Origin of the sequence: Ktedonosporobacter rubrisoli (genome assembly GCF_004208415.1) — a bacterium.
GTDB lineage: Bacteria > Chloroflexota > Ktedonobacteria > Ktedonobacterales > Ktedonobacteraceae > Ktedonosporobacter > Ktedonosporobacter rubrisoli.
Genome location: NZ_CP035758.1, coordinates 8,879,479 through 8,895,821 on the forward strand (window position 1 = coordinate 8,879,479; position 16,343 = coordinate 8,895,821).

At 53.1% G+C, this 16,343-nt stretch carries 18 protein-coding genes; 11 read left to right on the top strand and 7 right to left on the bottom strand.

Features of this window, described 5'->3' with window-relative positions; translation table 11 throughout:
* Nucleotides 1-93 precede the first annotated feature (93 nt).
* The 3 genes from EPA93_RS38475 to EPA93_RS38485 are packed head-to-tail and all read left to right on the top strand — an operon-like array spanning nucleotide 94 to nucleotide 2,846.
* Nucleotides 94-453: a DUF2089 domain-containing protein gene (locus EPA93_RS38475; protein WP_129892604.1), complete on the top strand. Its 360-nt coding sequence runs from the start codon at nucleotides 94-96 to the stop codon at nucleotides 451-453.
* Between the two features lie 4 nt (nucleotides 454-457).
* Nucleotides 458-844, top strand: coding sequence for an SHOCT-like domain-containing protein (locus EPA93_RS38480; protein WP_129892605.1), 387 nt, complete (start codon nucleotides 458-460; stop codon nucleotides 842-844).
* Nucleotides 845-884: 40 nt separating this feature from the next.
* Nucleotides 885-2,846 carry a DUF4097 family beta strand repeat-containing protein gene (locus EPA93_RS38485; protein WP_129892606.1) on the top strand — a complete coding sequence of 654 codons (1,962 nt, stop codon included), beginning with the start codon at nucleotides 885-887 and terminating at the stop codon, nucleotides 2,844-2,846.
* A 93-nt stretch (nucleotides 2,847-2,939) separates the two neighbouring features.
* Here the strand turns inward: EPA93_RS38485 and EPA93_RS49350 are convergent, their stop codons facing one another.
* Together EPA93_RS49350 and EPA93_RS49355 are read right to left on the bottom strand one after the other, a co-directional pair.
* On the bottom strand, nucleotides 2,940-3,395 hold the full coding sequence (locus EPA93_RS49350; protein WP_207229315.1) for an aminotransferase class V-fold PLP-dependent enzyme: 456 nt from the start codon (nucleotides 3,393-3,395) through the stop codon (nucleotides 2,940-2,942).
* Nucleotides 3,383-4,195 (bottom strand): aminotransferase class V-fold PLP-dependent enzyme, encoded by an 813-nt coding sequence (locus tag EPA93_RS49355; RefSeq protein ID WP_207229316.1) that lies wholly within the window; start codon nucleotides 4,193-4,195, stop codon nucleotides 3,383-3,385. The genes EPA93_RS49350 and EPA93_RS49355 overlap by 13 nt, the downstream gene beginning before the upstream one ends.
* Nucleotides 4,196-4,494: 299 nt before the next feature.
* Here EPA93_RS49355 and EPA93_RS38495 point away from each other — a divergent pair, with 299 nt between their 5' ends.
* From EPA93_RS38495 to EPA93_RS38505, 3 genes are all read left to right on the top strand, one after another.
* The gene (locus tag EPA93_RS38495; RefSeq protein WP_129892607.1) at nucleotides 4,495-5,451 is read left to right on the top strand and encodes an aldo/keto reductase; all 957 of its coding nucleotides are present in this window, start codon (nucleotides 4,495-4,497) and stop codon (nucleotides 5,449-5,451) included.
* Between the two features lie 290 nt (nucleotides 5,452-5,741).
* Nucleotides 5,742-6,419 carry a uracil-DNA glycosylase gene (gene ung / locus EPA93_RS38500; protein ID WP_129892608.1) on the top strand — a complete coding sequence of 226 codons (678 nt, stop codon included), beginning with the start codon at nucleotides 5,742-5,744 and terminating at the stop codon, nucleotides 6,417-6,419.
* Nucleotides 6,420-6,590: 171 nt separating this feature from the next.
* Entirely contained in the window at nucleotides 6,591-8,096 is a 1,506-nt protein-coding gene (locus tag EPA93_RS38505; protein ID WP_129892609.1) for a gluconokinase, read from the top strand.
* A 112-nt stretch (nucleotides 8,097-8,208) separates the two neighbouring features.
* Here EPA93_RS38505 and EPA93_RS38510 read toward each other — a convergent pair whose 3' ends face one another.
* Nucleotides 8,209-8,421, bottom strand: a complete 213-nt coding sequence (locus tag EPA93_RS38510; protein ID WP_165423686.1) for a hypothetical protein — start codon at nucleotides 8,419-8,421, stop codon at nucleotides 8,209-8,211.
* Nucleotides 8,399-8,722: a hypothetical protein gene (locus tag EPA93_RS38515; protein WP_129892611.1), complete on the bottom strand. Its 324-nt coding sequence runs from the start codon at nucleotides 8,720-8,722 to the stop codon at nucleotides 8,399-8,401. The genes EPA93_RS38510 and EPA93_RS38515 overlap by 23 nt, the downstream gene beginning before the upstream one ends.
* Nucleotides 8,723-8,853: 131 nt before the next feature.
* Here EPA93_RS38515 and EPA93_RS38520 point away from each other — a divergent pair, with 131 nt between their 5' ends.
* Complete coding sequence (locus tag EPA93_RS38520) at nucleotides 8,854-9,126, top strand: helix-turn-helix domain-containing protein (protein WP_129892612.1); 273 nt, start codon at nucleotides 8,854-8,856, stop codon at nucleotides 9,124-9,126.
* 122 nt (nucleotides 9,127-9,248) lie between these two features.
* Here the strand turns inward: EPA93_RS38520 and EPA93_RS38525 are convergent, their stop codons facing one another.
* Entirely contained in the window at nucleotides 9,249-10,640 is a 1,392-nt protein-coding gene (locus EPA93_RS38525; protein WP_165423687.1) for an MFS transporter, read from the bottom strand.
* A gap of 182 nt (nucleotides 10,641-10,822) precedes the next feature.
* Between EPA93_RS38525 and EPA93_RS38530 the strand changes: the two genes are divergently transcribed.
* Together EPA93_RS38530 and EPA93_RS38535 are read left to right on the top strand one after the other, a co-directional pair.
* The gene (locus EPA93_RS38530; protein WP_165423688.1) at nucleotides 10,823-11,689 is read left to right on the top strand and encodes a helix-turn-helix transcriptional regulator; all 867 of its coding nucleotides are present in this window, start codon (nucleotides 10,823-10,825) and stop codon (nucleotides 11,687-11,689) included.
* A 348-nt stretch (nucleotides 11,690-12,037) separates the two neighbouring features.
* Nucleotides 12,038-12,679 (top strand): biliverdin-producing heme oxygenase, encoded by a 642-nt coding sequence (locus EPA93_RS38535; protein ID WP_129892615.1) that lies wholly within the window; start codon nucleotides 12,038-12,040, stop codon nucleotides 12,677-12,679.
* Nucleotides 12,680-12,695: 16 nt separating this feature from the next.
* Here EPA93_RS38535 and EPA93_RS38540 read toward each other — a convergent pair whose 3' ends face one another.
* A complete protein-coding gene (locus tag EPA93_RS38540; RefSeq protein ID WP_129892616.1) occupies nucleotides 12,696-13,544 on the bottom strand; it encodes a phosphotransferase family protein in 849 nt (282 codons plus the stop codon).
* 72 nt (nucleotides 13,545-13,616) lie between these two features.
* Complete coding sequence (locus EPA93_RS38545) at nucleotides 13,617-14,312, bottom strand: hypothetical protein (protein WP_129892617.1); 696 nt, start codon at nucleotides 14,310-14,312, stop codon at nucleotides 13,617-13,619.
* A 135-nt stretch (nucleotides 14,313-14,447) separates the two neighbouring features.
* Between EPA93_RS38545 and EPA93_RS38550 the strand changes: the two genes are divergently transcribed.
* Together EPA93_RS38550 and EPA93_RS38555 are read left to right on the top strand one after the other, a co-directional pair.
* Nucleotides 14,448-15,407: an AraC family transcriptional regulator gene (locus EPA93_RS38550; RefSeq protein ID WP_129892618.1), complete on the top strand. Its 960-nt coding sequence runs from the start codon at nucleotides 14,448-14,450 to the stop codon at nucleotides 15,405-15,407.
* Between the two features lie 75 nt (nucleotides 15,408-15,482).
* The gene (locus EPA93_RS38555) at nucleotides 15,483-16,307 is read left to right on the top strand and encodes an alpha/beta fold hydrolase (RefSeq protein WP_129892619.1); all 825 of its coding nucleotides are present in this window, start codon (nucleotides 15,483-15,485) and stop codon (nucleotides 16,305-16,307) included.
* Nucleotides 16,308-16,343 lie beyond the last annotated feature (36 nt).

Consider the following 16,343-nt stretch of genomic DNA (forward strand, 5'->3'; position numbering starts at 1 on the left):
GTATAGATCGATATGAAAGACATGCATTTTCGTAATCAAGAGCCGGAGAAACCATATCCGTTAAGGATAGTCCGGCTAGAAGGAGAAAGAGTAATGTATCCATTGATAACACGAGATCCTGTAAGCGGTGCAGAGCTCATTGTGACGCGGCTTGAGTGCCCCGAGAGCGGGGTTGTCATTGAGGGACGCTTTAGCCTTGGCTGGATCGGTCGTTTGACTCGCGAGCAGCTCGATTTTGTCGAGATGATGGTGAAATATAGAGGTAACATCCAGCGCCTGGCTGCGGAGATGAACGTCGCCTATAATACGGCGCGCAGCCGGCTTGATGAGATTGTTGCGGCTCTGGGCGGCACACCTGAAAACGATGGGCGCGTGGATCGTCGCGCGGTCCTTGATCGCCTTGCGGCAAAAGAGATCTCTGTAGAAGAAGCTATGCGCCTCCTGAAGGGTTAATTCTATGTCGGCATCAAAAGAAGAACGCGATCGCGTCTTATCTCTGGTCGAGGCTGGACAAGTAACAGCAGCAGAAGCGTCTCAATTGTTGGATACCCTTGAGTCAGAAGGTGATATCCTCTATGAAAGGGCTCTGGAACGGCCACAGAAGCGCATTGTGCGCTTACAGGTGACAAGCCCGGGGGCCAGAGCACGTAGAGTCCATGTAACGGCTACTATACCTATAAGTTTGCTTAAGGTAAGCCTCCGCCTGGGTACACAAATGATGCCGCAGCTCAATAGTAGGGCTATGCATGATCTGCTACAGGCAATTGAGCATGGCGAGACCGGACGTTTACTCGATGTGCAGGACCTGGAACAAGGCGAGCGCTTAGAAGTTTTTGTGGAATAACCATTGAATGCATGTTGCAAAGCATTGAAGGAGTAAAAAGATGCAACAGACATTTCCGGCTGGTACAGCGCAAAAAATAGTGATCCGCGATGTGGATGGCGACCTCAAGATCCATAGCTGGGAGCAGCAGACCATCCAGGTAGGGTCGTCTGGCCCTATTTCCAATATCCAGCCTGGCGAGAATGTGCTGGATATTGCTGATTGCGATGATGATCTGGAGTTATGGGTGCCGCTAGAGACGGCTATCGCTGCCAGCGGTGTGGATGGCGATGTGGTAATCGAAGGTGTGCAGCAGGTGGAATTGAGCGATGTAGACGGTGGCGCGACCTTAAGAAACATCAGCAACACAGTTCTGTTGACCGATGTGGATGGTGGTGCGGCCCTCAGCAATATCGGTGGCGAAGTAACTCTGCGCGAAATTGGGGGCGATCTGGCTGTTAGAAATGCTCAAGTTGTGCGGCTGAGTGGGAGCATTCAGGGAGATGCCTCGATTTTGAGTGTCAGACAGGTGACTATCGATAATACAGATGGTGATCTAACTCTCAACATGGTTGAAGAGGCGAGTGTGAGCAATGTGAGCGGTGATTTGCTGAGCAAAGGAAACATCGCGGCCTTAAATGTTAGCAATGTGGGCGGGGATTGTAAGGTGTTGGAGAGCAGCAATGCTACGATAAACCTGAGCCATGTAGGTGGAGATTGCCGGCTCGAAGGCGCTGCTCATGTGCAGGCAAGCCATATAGGCGGTAGTTTCAACGTTCAGGGCAATGCGGCAGCCGAGGTGAGTGTCGGTAATGTGGGCGGAGATCTAACGATTATTGGGGCTTCGGCGCTTCAGATAGGCAATATCGCTGGCGATAGCCAGTTGCGCGATGTCCAGGGAGATGTTTCTCTCGGTAGCATTGCTGGCGATGCCCAGTTCAACGGCATTGCCGGAAATCTGCAACTTAGCAATATCGGCGGCGATACAAAACTGAGGGGCGTGCGTGGCGCGCTTAATCTGGGCTACATAAGCGGAGATCTGTATGCAGAGGCTGATTTCCCGGCTGATAGCACATCTCATCTACGCGTCGGTGGCGACGCTGTAGTTGTGCTGCCCCAGAATGCTGATTTAAACATCCGCGCCTATGTTGGCGGTAGTATTAGTGGATATTCGGTTGTTGCTAGCTCGTCTGGCAGTTGGGTCAATCTTGTCTATAACAATGGCGCAGCTCATCTTGATTTAAACGTAGGAGGAGATCTTACCTTGAAAGGAAATCAGGCACCGCGCAGTAGTAGCAGCGGAGGAAGCTCCTGGGGCGATTTTAGCAAAGAGATGTCTGGCTTTGGACACGATATGGAAAAATTGGGGCAGGAGATCTCAAGCGCCGTAGCTGATATGACCAGCTCCATAGGCTTTGGGCTTGCCAATGAGGCAAAACGCTCGGTTGAAGAGCAGGTTCGTCGCGCCCATCGCTTCACCGAAGAGCAGAATCGGCGCGCCGAGAAATGGGCCAAGCGTGCCAGCAAGCAAGCTGCAAAGTTTAATGTGCGCATCAATAATCGCGAATGGCATATGGATACTGAGCATCTTGAGCATATTATGGACCAGGCTCGGCGCGCGACTGCCGAGGGAGTTCAGGGAGCTCTGGAGGCTGTCGAACAGGCATTGAAAAATCTGCATATTCCGGTGCCGCCAACACCCCCAACGCCGCCGACGCCGCCAACACCGCCGACGCCTCCTACGGCCTCAGAAGGTCCGACTACCTGGATCACGAAAGACGAGAAAGGTTTCACGGTCTCCTCGGTCTCTACATCGCCGGGCGTGGCTGCCTCCTCATCCTTCTCGCAGTCGTATGAAGAGCATAATGCTCCCGAGGTACCGGTTGCGGCTGGTGAGGTGGAGGATGAGAATGCCGCCTCGGTCCATCCCGAGCAGGACCGCGAAGCAATTCTGCGTATGATCGCCGAGGGTCGCATCTCGCCCGAGGAAGGCGATATGCTCTTAGAGGCTCTGGGTGGCTAAGCCGAAATTTGCTGCTCAGTTCAGCGCTTTGGTAAGCGAAGCCGGGTTACTAAACGTTGCCCGGCTTGCTGCTTGGGCTGGAGCTGATATTATTTACGCCAGCTTGATTTTGTTGAGCGCGGCGACAAGCTTCTCAATCTCGCCCCTGGTATTGTAATGGGTGGGACCAACCCTGACTATTCCTCCCTGTTCTTCCAGGCCCAGCCGTTCAAGGACGGCCAGGGCATAGAAGTTTCCATCCCAGACATAAATTCCCTCTTTATCGAGCGCTTCGGCTACGTCGCCGGGATGCCAGCCTTCTAGCGAGAATGAGAAGGTAGGGACGCGTTCTCCCATGCGCTTGACATCGGTAATGCCCCAGATATGCAGTCCTGGCACAGAGCCAAGCCCTTCAAGTAGCGCCTTATTAATGTCCAACTCATAGGCTTCAATTGCGGCCATGCCCTGCTTAAGGGCCAGGCGACGTCCGCTAAAACGATCCTGGTAGCTCTCGGCCAGCTCGGCCCCGAAGGTCGTTCCAACCCAGGCAAGATATTCTATTGCACCCATGACGCCGGCGATGGATTCAAAGCTTTGAGTGCCCGTCTCAAACTTGTCGGGGGATAGTTGCTAGCGGGGCGTACTTTATAGGCCGTCAGTTGGTCAAGCTGCTCGTATTTGCCATACAGAATGCCCGTATGAGGCCCGAAGAACTTATAGGCCGAGCAGGCAAGAAAATCGCAATCAAGTTCCTTAACGTCAATTGGCTTGTGTGGCGCATACTGAACAGCGTCGATGTAGCAGAGCGCGCCAACCTGGTGCGCGAGCTGTACGGCACGCTTGACATCGTTAACAGTACCTACAGCATTTGAGGCATAGCCCACGGCCACGATCTTCGTGCGTGGCGTGATCGCGGCCTCCATCTCCTGCATATTCAGGGTGCAGTCTTCAGGATTAATATCTATCCAGCGCACCGTGCAGCCGCGATCCTCAGCGATCAGGAGCCAGGGAGCGATATTTGCGTCGTGATCAAGGCGGGTTACGACTATCTCGTCTCCGGCCTTGAGCGTGCGGGCCAGGCTACGGCTGATATGCAGGGTCAGGCTTGTCATATTCTGGCCAAAGACGATCTCTTCGGGACGAGCGGCATTAAGAAAATCCGCGACGGCCAGGCGAGCCTCGGCGATTGCAGCATCGGAGGCCCGACTGGTGTGAAACCTTCCTCCATGATTAGCGTTGTGGCTATAGAGATAGCGCTCCATATACTGTACGGTTTCCTGGGCAACCTGAGTGCCACCTGGATTATCAAAAAATATTGCTCCGGAAGCCAGGGCAGGGAAGTGGGCACGAATCTGATCTGAATTAAGCATGAATGTCCTCCGAGGGTGCTGTTAAGAACGGGTTCGGCTTACTACTGGGACTGATCTATACCCCATTGTATCACGTAGTTTCAGGCTTATTGATTAGTTTGTGCAGGATTATGAGACCTTGAAATGGGTGAGGGTGGCAGCGCTCCGCTTCTCCTTGCGGGTTGCAGCAGCCAGGCAGGAAGATCAGGGTAAGCGCAAGAGAGTCTGTATTCTGGGTGAGGTTTGTACCATTGTAGCCCGTGCATACGTGTAAAAGAGTGTGTCTAAAAAGGATTGCGGGATAGGAGAAAGGAAGAATTATGCAAACACGTCTTTTAGGCAAGACAGATATGAATATTACTCCTCTTGGCCTGGGCGCATGGGCGATGGGCGGCGCTGGCTGGGCTGCCTCCTGGGGGCCGCAGGATGATGAAGAATCCATTCGGACTATCCAGCGGGCCCTCGATCTGGGTATTAACTGGATCGACACTGCAGCGGTCTATGGCCTGGGTCATTCAGAGGAGATTGTCGGACGGGCGATTAAGGGCAGCGCTAAGAAGCCTTATGTCTTTACTAAGTGCTCTCTCGTCTGGGATGAACATGGCGTGATCCATAATGTTCTCAAGGCCCAGTCGATACGGCGCGAGGTCGAGGCCAGCCTCAAGCGCCTGGGCGTTGATGTCATTGATCTCTATCAGATCCACTGGCCAAATCCTGATCCTGATATTGAGGAGGGCTGGAAAACGCTGGCTCAGCTGAAGCAGGAAGGCAAGGTGCGCGCTATCGGAGCCTCGAACTTTACTGTTGAGCAGATGAAGCGGGCCCAGAAAGTTGCGCCAATTGATACGCTTCAGCCCTCTTATTCGCTGATTCATCGCGAAATTGAGAAGGATATTCTGCCTTTCTGCCAGCAGAACGATATAGGTGTGATCGTCTATTCGCCTATGGCGTCAGGCTTGTTGAGTGGAACCATGTCGCGTGAGCGCATTGAGAAGCTACCTGATGATGACTGGCGCAAACGAGATGCGGATTTCCAGGAGCCGCGCCTGACGCGTAACCTTGAGCTACAGAACGTGCTCAATGATATTGGCTTTCTGCATAATGTGCCCGGCGGCGTGGTGGCTGTCTCCTGGACGCTGCAGAATCCGGCCGTGACTGCTGCGATTGTGGGCGCGCGCCATCCTGCGCAGATCGAGGATATGGTTGCGGCTGCCGAGTTCCGCCTGACCAGTATGGAGATGGATCAGGTCTCCTCTTTTTTGCAGGCGCATGTATAAAGCTGCCAGCTGGAGAAAGAATTTTGTAGAGCGCTTGTTACGCGCGTTACTTGCGATTCCCGCAGGCGACGCGCGTCTTTCTTTTCCGCTTTGGGCGGCAAAAAAAAGAAATAGAGAGTGACCGCTTCTGCTATAATCAAACGAAGCAAGGCCCATTTGCTGGCATTGATTGGCGCTGCGCATCCCGAAAACCAGGCAAGATCTTCTAAACCAGCATGTAATGCGCATAGCCGCTAAACTAAATGGGATGAGCCGCGAAAAAATTCTTAACATTATAGAAGGAAATATATATGCAGATACGCTTACCTGAAAGCTGGTCGACTCTCTTAGCTTCCGAGTTTGAGCAACCTTATTTCCATGCCCTGACCCAATTTGTGGATAAGGAGCGTGAACAGTATACGGTCTTTCCGCCTGAGCAGGATGTGTTTTCCGCTCTCAATCTGACGCCGTATGAAGAGGTGAAGGTGTTGCTTCTGGGCCAGGACCCTTATCATGATCAAAACCAGGCGCATGGACTTTGTTTCTCAGTTCGTCCCGGCATTAAGCCTCCGCCTTCGCTGGTGAATATCTTCAAAGAGCTGCATAGCGATGTTGATTTCCGTATTCCTAACAATGGCTACCTTGTGCCCTGGGCGCAGCAAGGCATACTTATGCTCAATGCTGTCTTGACGGTGCGGGCCCATCAGCCCAATTCGCATAAAAATCATGGCTGGGAGAAATTTACTGATACGATTATCCGCAAGCTGAGCGCGCGAGAAGATCCTGTGGTCTTTGTGCTCTGGGGTGGCTATGCGCAGAAGAAAAAGGCCCTGATCGATACGTCGCGCCATACGATTATTCAGGCCGCGCATCCCTCGCCGCTCTCGGCGCGCAATGGCTTCTTTGGGAGCCGCTCCTTCTCGGCCATAAATATGGCTTTGCGTGAGCAGGGTAAAGCCGAGATTGATTGGCAGATTCCAGATCTCTAAATCCCTTCTCCCGCCCGCTGCGGCCTGGCTGTGGTCTCTTTAGATCGCAGCCAGGCCATTATTTTTTCTGGGCAGAGTGCGCGCTCTTGCTGGCGATAGTTGAGAACTACGCAGCTTCCCAGGTGTTATAGTAAAGTGAGATGTGAAATTATTTTGTGAGGAGACCTGTATATGACTCAACAAGCACAAAATCTTGAACCCCCTTTTGTGCTGGCTTTAGATGTGGGCACGTCGTCTACGCGCTCTCTGCTCTTTGATGCCCGGGGCAATGTGGTGCCCAAAGTGCTTTCGCAGCGCACCTATAAGCTTACCACCTCGAACGAGGGTGAGGTCTCGGTGGATGCCGATGCGCTTGTAGATGTGGTGGCTCTGACGATCAGCGATGCGCTGAGGGCCGCCGGACCGCTGGCGCAACAGATAGGGGCTGTGGCTCTTGATACTTTCTGGCACAGCCTGCTGGGCGTTGATGGGTCGGGTAGCCCTATTATGCCTCTGATCACCTGGGAGGATACGCGCCCCTATGCGGCGGCCAATGAGCTAAAGAAGCAGCTTGCTGAGGAGAAGGTCCACGCGCGCACAGGTGCACATCTCCACGCGAGCTACTGGCCGGCAAAGCTGCGCTGGCTGGCTACGCAGAAGCCGGAGGTATTTTCGCGCGCGGCCCAGTGGATCTCTTTTGGCGAATATTTGCATCGCCGGCTGTTGGGTCAGTCTGTCTGTACGCTCTCGATGGCCTCTGGAACGGGTATGCTCGTTACGCGTGAGCATCGTTGGGATGAGGAACTGATGGATGCGCTGGGGGTGAAGGCTGAGCAGTTCCCGCAATTGGGCGATATGCGTGATAGCGTGAAGGGCCTGACCTCTGAATATGCCTCGGCCTGGCCTGTATTGCGCGATGTGCCCTGGTTTCCGGCGGCAGGCGATGGCGCCACCGCCTGCGTTGGCTCGGGATGCGCGAGTGTCGATAACTGGTCGCTGACAATAGGGACATCGAGCGCGATCCGCGTGGTTGTGCCGCCCGAGCAGGTTGTACCGCCGCTGGGCCTCTGGCTATATTTGATCGATGCGAAACGGGCGGTTCTGGGTGGAGCCTTAAGCGAGGGTGGTAATTTGCTAAACTGGATGGATACCTCGCTGCAGTTGCCAAATCTGCGTGATGCTGAATCGCTTGTGCGCGTTCTGGAGCCCGATAGTCATGGTTTGACGATCTTACCCTTTATTTCTGGTGAACGTAGTCTCGGCTGGCATGCCGATGCACGCATGACTGTCGCTGGCATCTCTATCCATACCTCGCCGGCCGAAATGTTGCGCGCTAGCATGGAATCGCTTGCCTATCAGTTGCGCGCCGTCTATGAACGCCTTTGTGCTACTTTGCAGCTGGGGCATACGGCTCCAAAGGTGATTGGAAGCGGCGGCGCTCTGTTGAGCTCGCGGGTTTTGCAGGAGATCGTTGCCGATACGCTGGGAGCGCAGGTATATCCTTCGCAGGAGCACGAGGCTTCGGCGCGGGGCGCAGCCTTGCTAGCCTTGGAGGCGATGGGCCTGATCGCTGATGTTGCGCAGATAGCACCCAACCTTGATGCGCCTATCGAGCCTAATGCTACGAAGGGCGAGATCTATCGCAAAGCGGCGGCCCGTCAGCGCGAATTATATCGGCTGTTGCTGGGTAGCGAATAGGCTTCGAGGATCTGATGCCGTCCGACATGAACAAAATAAAGATGCTCTCAGATAGCCCGGGAGCATCTCTGGCTCTCTATTTATGGATGTAGCTAAAAGGCTGATTTACTGGTTACGTTTGCTTCCAGGAATCCAAAATTTCCTGTTCGCCTGGGGGAAGCGAGCTTTGCAGGCGCGCCTGAAAGCTCTGCAGGAGCTTCTCTATCTCGCCCTGGATGTCTGAGAGGCCCTTGCCTTTGTGGCGGAGATAGTCGAGAAAGTGGTAGTAGTGCAGGATCGCATGCTCAAAGGCGATGACTTCGTTAGCACTGACCTGAATGTTCATCAAGCTCTCGGCCGGCTGGCTGGTAGCTGGGCGCAGGGATATTCTCTTCATAAGCTTTCCTCTCACTGGCAACCTGTTGTTTAAGATCCGCTACTCGCTGTTTGACATAAGCATTGACATCGATGTGAGCCACGAGCTTTCCACCCGCAAGATAGGTTATGCGCACAAAGGGATAATCTTTGCCAGCCTGCAGGAAGGCTTGCACAGCCGCATCCTGCTCGTTGCCCTTGTAGATGGTCTTGCGCCCGGCTTTGACGCGGTACCGTGGCTCTGCTTTGGGCGCAGAGTTTGATGTGGGCATTACTGTTGTACCTTTCTTTTGGTCGATGTTTAAAAGCAACTGCTAATTAACAATATGATTACTAGCAATCTGTTGTCAAGCTACTGGGACTGTTAGACTGCGGAATATCCAATGCAAAGTGAGATGTATAGATGATCCGCCTGAGAGTGAAAGAGATTGCCGCCAGGAGAGGGATAAGTCAGAGGCAATTAGTTTTGCGCTCTGGACTTGATATTAGAGTTGTGCAACGAGTCATGCGTAATTCTGAAGAGAATATAACCTTAGCAACGCTAGATAAGCTGGCCCGAGCGCTAAATATTGATCCGTCCTTGCTGATAGAGAGTGAGCCACCGTTGCCTAAAACATTGGAAGAGTCAGCGGCTCCTTTGCAAGATGGAGAGAGTGTTGACGAGGATGAAAAGTAGATCCCGTTTTACAATTATCTCAATGAGATACGCCACTTTGTGGCCTGGTACGCATAAAGGAAACATGGTATATAAGCCTGGCGGATATTGGCTACTACAGCCAATACCCGGGAGGGACAGCATCATTGCTCTCGTGTGACATAGCGCACAGTTATGGCCCAGCCAGCCAGAAAAGCTGCGCCAGCGATCACGGCCGCGATATGCAGCCCGTTGATTAACAAGGCAGGATGATCCTGACTTATGAAAATGCCGAGCAGCGCCACACCGAGCGCACCACCAGTCTGCCGGGCCGCGTTCAGCACCCCGCCAGCGATCCCCGCGCGTCCTTGCGGTGTATGCAGAAGCATGGCTGTGATCAGTTGAGGGCCAGCCAGACCGACACCACTGCCGATGAGGAAGAGAAAACACTCGGTCAGCAGAAGGCTACCGGCTGTCGTGGTAAACAGGAGCCCCAGAGAACCAATACCACTGAGCAATAGTCCGCAGGTGATGGCCAGGCGAGGGCTAGTGTGCGAGGCAAAGCGACCGATTAGCGCGGAGGCAAGCGAGGTTGATCCCGCGAGCGGCAGGAAGGCAAGGCCGGTTTCTAAAGACGAAAGACCTCTGGCCTGCTGAAAAAAGAGACTCAGGATGAAGATCTGGCCGTAAAAGCCAAAGTTCAAGAGCAGTCCAGCCACGTTTGTCGCTGTAAAGGTAGGATTGGCGAAAAGCTTGAGCGGTAGCATCGGCGCGGGCGCACGGTGTTCAAGCAGAAGGAAGACGACGAGCCCGGCCAGGCTCACGATAAAGGCTCCCAGAATGAAAGGGCTGTTCCAGCCCAGCGTTTTGCCCTCGATAAACGCGGCAGTCAGTGCGGCCAGCGTAATGATGGCCATGAACTGTGCCCCCAGATCAAGGCTACTCTCTTTTACGCGTGTTGATGGCCTGATGAAGCGCCAGGCAACGACTATGCCCGCTATTCCAAAGGGTATGTTCACCATAAAAATGCTTCGCCAGCCCAGCGTATCGACAAGAATGCCACCAACTAGAGGACCGACTGCCAGGCCCAGGCTGGCGATCGCGCCCCAGATACTTACCGCGCGGGCGCGGGCTTTGGAATCAGGATAAGCCTCATTAACCAGGGCCAGTGTTGCGGGGATGATCAGCGCTGCACCTATCCCCTGAATGATGCGCGCCACGATCATAATGGCTATCGTTGGTGCCTCGCCGCACAGGATGGAGGCAGCAGTAAAGAGCGCGATGCCAAGCAGAAAGACCTGCCTGGCTCCAAAGCGATCGCCCAGTGCTCCGGCAGTCAAAAGGAGGCAGGCGAATGCGAGTACATAGCCGTCAACAATCCATTGCAGTTCGCTGACGCTGGCGCCTAGATTGCTCTGAATAGCAGGCAGGGCCACATTGACAATCGTTGTATCAAGAACAACCATGAAGTAGCCGACGCAAACTATGACTAGCGTCAGCGCCTGGGTTTTCTTCGTTGCTTGTGCCATTTGCGTTTCAGTGAGTGTGTGTGCCATAAACAATTTGCCTCGTTTGTTTTCTCTTATGTACAAAGCATGAAAGCTCTTCATCTGTTGGAGGCAGAGTAGAGCATTAATCTCTTGCGGTGGTATTATGGTATCGAGTCTCTTATGGAAACCAGTGAGCCGTTTTCCTATGAATGGCATTACCAGGATATTTTTGAGGAAGGAAGCAGATTGTGGTAGTAGTAACTAACAAATCACGTCGGGCCCTGCTTGCCAATTTCTTGCGCACCCGGCGCGCACGTCTCTCCCCATCCCAAATTGGTCTGCCAGCGGGAGGACGCCGCCGTACACCCGGCTTGCGGCGTGAAGAGGTAGCCCTGGCGGCTGGCGTGAGCGTGGCGTATTATACCTGGCTAGAGCAGGCCCGAGATCTGCACGTCTCTCGCTCTGTGCTAGAGAGTATCGCCAATGCTCTTCGGCTCTCGGCCGATGAACGCCTGCACCTCTTGCAACTTGCGGATCATCTCGACGCGCCAGCTCCTGTAGAGCGGCAGGAGAAGCGGGAAAAGCTTGATCCCTTGCTTCAGCGTCTGCTCGACAGCCAGGGAATGAATCCCGCGATCATCACTGGACCCGCCTGCGATATCCGGGCCTGGAACCGTGCCGCCTGCGCAGTTTTTGGCGATTTTAGCGCTCTACCAGAGCATGAACGCAATATTCTCTGGCTCGGTTTTGTCGAGAGTACGTTTCGCCAACGCCTGGTTGGCTGGGAGGATTACGCTCAAGAGGCTCTTGCCGTATTTCGGGCGAAGTCAAGGCACGTTGTCGATGATCCAGACGTGGTTCGCCTGGTAGACGAACTTGAACGCGTCAGCCCAGAATTTCGCCAGTGGTGGCCCCAGCATAATGTGCGTACGGTAACAGATCCCTCTCAGGAGATTAAACATCCCCAGGTTGGACGTCTGGTCTTCGAGCATCTGTCGTTTCAAGTCAGTACCCATCTTAATCTAAGATTGTGTATCTGGCTGCCAGATCCAGCCTCGAATACGCTGGAGAAACTTGAGGAATTGCTGAAATGGGAGGATGCAGATGTACGCTAGAGACGCTTGTGACCCTGCAGATTGAGACAACGGGCCTTATGAAGGTGACTCAGAATAGCTCCTCAGCTTCAGTGCCACGCTTCCTAATCTATTTATAGCCCTTGTAACTCCATAAAATTTGTCCTATAATTAAGTCAGAGCTGACTTGATTGTACGGGCAAGCGTAACCTCTTTTCACATACCTGGCATGATGTGTGAACTCTCCCATGTCCGCTCAGTCAGCTTTGACTTAACATTAAGTTAAAAGTCAGGCCATAAGCAAATAAGCTACAAGTAAGAAATTCTTAGGATCATTCTAAGCATTGAGTCAAATTTGACTTAACGTGAGAGAGACAGGAGATATTTATTATGAGCGCACAGAATAGTGGGCAACTGGTCAAACCGATTACCGAGCTAATCGTTGATGCTACCAGAGCGCAGCATGAGAAGCTAGACGAGCGTACGACAGGCTACCTTACCCGCGAAGGGCTGGATCTGTTGGCCTATCGCCGTTTGTTGGAGTCCTATTACGGCTTTTATAAGCCGCTCGATGCCGTCTATGAGCATATTGAACAGCTGGATGGTTGGCAGGAAGTAAATCTTTCGCTGGCAGAGAGAAAAAAGAGTCAATGGTTAGAAAAAGATCTGCGCATTCTTGGCGATAGCCAGGACGTGATAGATGCCTTGCCCCGTTACCAGGGAGAGACATATCAGGTTACCTCGATTCCCCAGGCTCTGGGCCTGCTCTATGTTGTTGAGGGCTCGACGCTGGGTGGACAATATCTGGCGCGTATCGTCGAGGACGCCTTGCATATCGATAAGGATAGCGGCAGCGCCTTCTTTAGGAGCTATGGTCCACAAAATGCGCATACGATGTGGAAAGCCTTTTGTCAGCAGCTCTGTGCTTATGCTGAGCGCCATCCAGAGCAAACTCAGAGCATTATTGATTCTGCTCTCGCTGTCTATGCGGTAGCCAATCAACGGCTTGTCGTTCATGACCATAATGCCTGACCAGCTTGTTATGTGCTCAGAATAAGTTCGCGCGCCGCTTCCATTTCTGGGTCCAGTTATGAATGCGTGCGAGCTCCTCTGGGCTACGTTTTGAGGCCAGGTCGCGTTCCATGACTTCGCCGGCCCAGGCGTAAAACAAGCTTAGCTCTTCGGGCCTTCCATGCTCCTGGGTGTAGCCTGCGCGCCAGCCACGTATAAAGGCCCTGAGTGAGGCCTGGCTGGGCTGGAGCCGGCTTCCCTCAATGAGGAACATAGCGGCGGTGCGGGCGAAATCTGCGCGCGGGTCTCCGGCCTGAGCATTGCGCCAATCTATTATCCCCGTGATATGCGTGCCATCGGTTAGCAGGTTGAAGGGATGATAATCAAGATGTAGCAAAGTATGGTTCTGCCGTGAGCAAGCCTGTAGACGCGCTTCCAGGGTGCTGTCGATAGGACCACTCCAGTTAATCCAGGCGTATGGTTGCTGGCTAAGAAGCGTGGGAGCTGCCAGCTTGTGGAGCTTAGCTTGCATACAACCGGCAAGCAAACCGAGATGATAAGCATCTCCCTGATGCATTTGCAATTCTTCTGCCAGGGTCCTACCTGGTAACCAGCTCAGCAAAAGCACTGGATAATCCTGCCAGCTGCCAACTGCTTGTACCTCGGGTACCGGTAAGCCAGCCGCACGAGCCGTTGCCATGACGATTTCTTCGCGCCGACAAGTCTCGTGCTGGCCTGGCTGGTAGACGCGCAAGGCATAGTTTTTTCCTGCCTTCTCAATACGCCAGATGAGCGTATCTGTTCCACCCGAGACAGGTGCGCTAACTACAGCGCTGGGCCATTCCAGGGCTTGTAGAATGGCTTGTGGATCAGGTCTCTCCTGCATTATAAAGTTCCTTCAATGTTATCTATTGCTTATTCGCGACTCTCCAATTATATGCTGAAGAGCAGAAAGTAACTAGAGAGATCCCATGTGTTTGAAGCGTTCAGCGATGTGTGGTGTAAAATGTTGCTCGACCAGAGCAATCATCTCATCGAGCGAACGCTTGCCATCCACTTCATAGAAGGGTACACGGAGATCTTGCGCCTGCTGCTTCACATACTGAGCGAGCAGGCAATCGCGCGCGATAAGCTTACGTACAAACTCATCGCTACTGCTTAAACCATGCTGAACGCCGGCTCGTTGGCGACGTATCTCCTGATCGGCAAAACGTTTTTTGCGCACCTGGGCACAGAACTCGTCGGTAGGTATGAGCCAGATGGCTTGATGTGGACTGGAAAGGTAAGGTATCAAGGCCTCGGGAAAGAAATTGCCCTCGGCTAAGAGTAACGGTTCCCTGGGAAGAAGCATAAGATCTTCGATGGTAAGAGGCGAAAGCTTAGACCAGGACTGAATCGCCTGTTGCGCGAGCTCTTCAACTGTGGGCTGCAGCCAGCGCTGGTCCATGTTTTTGGCAAGAAAGGCAGCAAATTCCCGGTCGCCGTTGGCGATACGGCGTCTGGCGTGATCCCGCTGCATCGCATCAAGACGATAATCGGGAAAAACATGCATTCTAGCCAGAGCCAGACAAATGCTAGATTTCCCGGCGCAAGGCGAACCACCGATCCAAAGAACATGGGACAGAGCGGCCTGCAAATTTGCTGGGTCAGACATACTATCCTCCAGGCGCAGTTTAGCATACTACAAGCTTACTGATAGAATACGCAAAATGAGCCTGTAAAACATCTGCCATTTGGACGATGTGTGCCGTTTGACCGATGGCATATAATAATAGAGGAAGAGCTGGAATTGAGAGAAATTTTGCTACAGAGACAAATTGATTACCTTCACGCCTGGCGACAATTACCAATTACCCTCTGGCATAATCAGGATTGCTTGCTTTGTTACGTGCCTCCTGTAGAAGCCAATGGCATTACTCCGCCTCATCTCGATGATGTCTATATGCTCTGGTTTATTTGTCAGGGCCGGGCCGATCTCTTGATCAATGACGAGTGTTATCCGGCTCCAGCCGGCTCGCTGATCTGGACGAGCCCCTCACTTTTGCATGCTCACCGAGCCAGCGGACGTATGGAAATTATCTTCTGTCTCTTCTCGCCTCCTCTGGTACAGGGATTGTGGCAAAAAATTGCTCCTCAGCGAGATTTGCCTCATGCCGCCGTCATCCCTCTACCAGGAGAACTTGAAGCGACTCTTCGCCGCCTGCTCACAGAGGCTAGTAATCCCTCTGAAACCAGCAATTATGTATTGTCGCTCCTCTTTCACGTAGCCCTGATTGATCTATTCAGGGCCGTCACCTCCGAGCCACAGAGGGCAGGTCTGGCGCTTCGCACTGCAGAGGTTACCCTTAACTCAGCCTCGGTCAGCTCACCTATAGCTCTAGCGCTTGAGCTGCTACGCTCTGAGTTTACCTGTGAAGAGCTCAACCCGAAAAGTATGGCGCGGCGCGTTGGGCTGAGTCTTTTTCATTTCACGCGCAGCTTTAAGCAAGAGACAGGCATGACACCCGGCCAGTATTTGAGGCAGCGCAGGCTTAACCATGCTCTGCATCTGCTCATGGGGACGCGCTTATCGCTCGAAGAGATTGCCTTCAGTAGTGGACTGGGCTCGGCGCGCCGCCTTTCAGATCTCTGCTCGGCAAGCTTTGGCCAAAGCGCGACACAGCTGCGCCTCTTGCGCGAACATGGTTATATATTGACTCAACTGCCTGAGCAAAAAATCGTAGGGAACGAGCAAAGAAACGTCTTGTGAGTCAGCGCAAGGTCTGATAGAGTCCCTGCAAGATAGTAAATCAATTCTGTAGCCTTGGATAAGGAGCGTGCTTTTATGCTTAACGATGAGCTGGTCAAGACAGGATTTGTGGAAGTTCCCGGCGCTCGACTCTATTATGAGCTTGCCGGCGAAGGCGAGCCGCTGGTTTTTTTACATGGCGGTTGTCTCGATGGGCGTATGTGGGAAGAACAGTTTCTTTTCTTTGCCCGGCACTATCAGGTTATTCGCTACGATGCTCGCTGCTCGGGGAGAAGTGAGAGCTTACCATCAGCAGAACCATATGTTCATTACCAGGATCTCTATCGACTATTGCAGGCCTTGCATATCTCCCGGGCTTCCCTGGTTGGCCTCTCAGGGGGTGCACGCATCTCAATAGATATGGCAATTGCTCATCCCGAGATGGTGCGTAAGCTGGTAGCAGTCTCACCTGGTATAAGTGGCAGCGAATTTGTCGATGAGTGGACCAATCAGCGTTTTGTAGAGTTTGGGGAAGCCAGTTCGCGAGGAGACCTGGCCCAGACCGTCGAAGTATTTATGCGCATGTGGGTCTATGGTCCGTATCGGGATGCCGAGCAAGTAGATCCTGAGCTACGCGAGCGTACAAGGGCGATGACAACGCGTGCTATTGCCCAGGGCGCGCATATGCTTGACATCCATGAGCTAGAGCCACCAGCCATCGGGCGTTTGCGCGAGATACAGGTTCCAACTTTAATCATCCTTGGGGACAAAGACACAAGCGATATTCATAGGCTGGGAGAGCAGCTACATAAGCAGGTCGCTGGCTCAGAATTGACAATGTTCGCAGACGTTGCCCATGCGCTGAATATGGAGAAGCCAGACGAATTTAATCAGCTTGTGGCGCGATTTTTGCGTGGCTAGCCGCTAAGCAGGGTTCCTTGTGGTCAGGTAAAACCC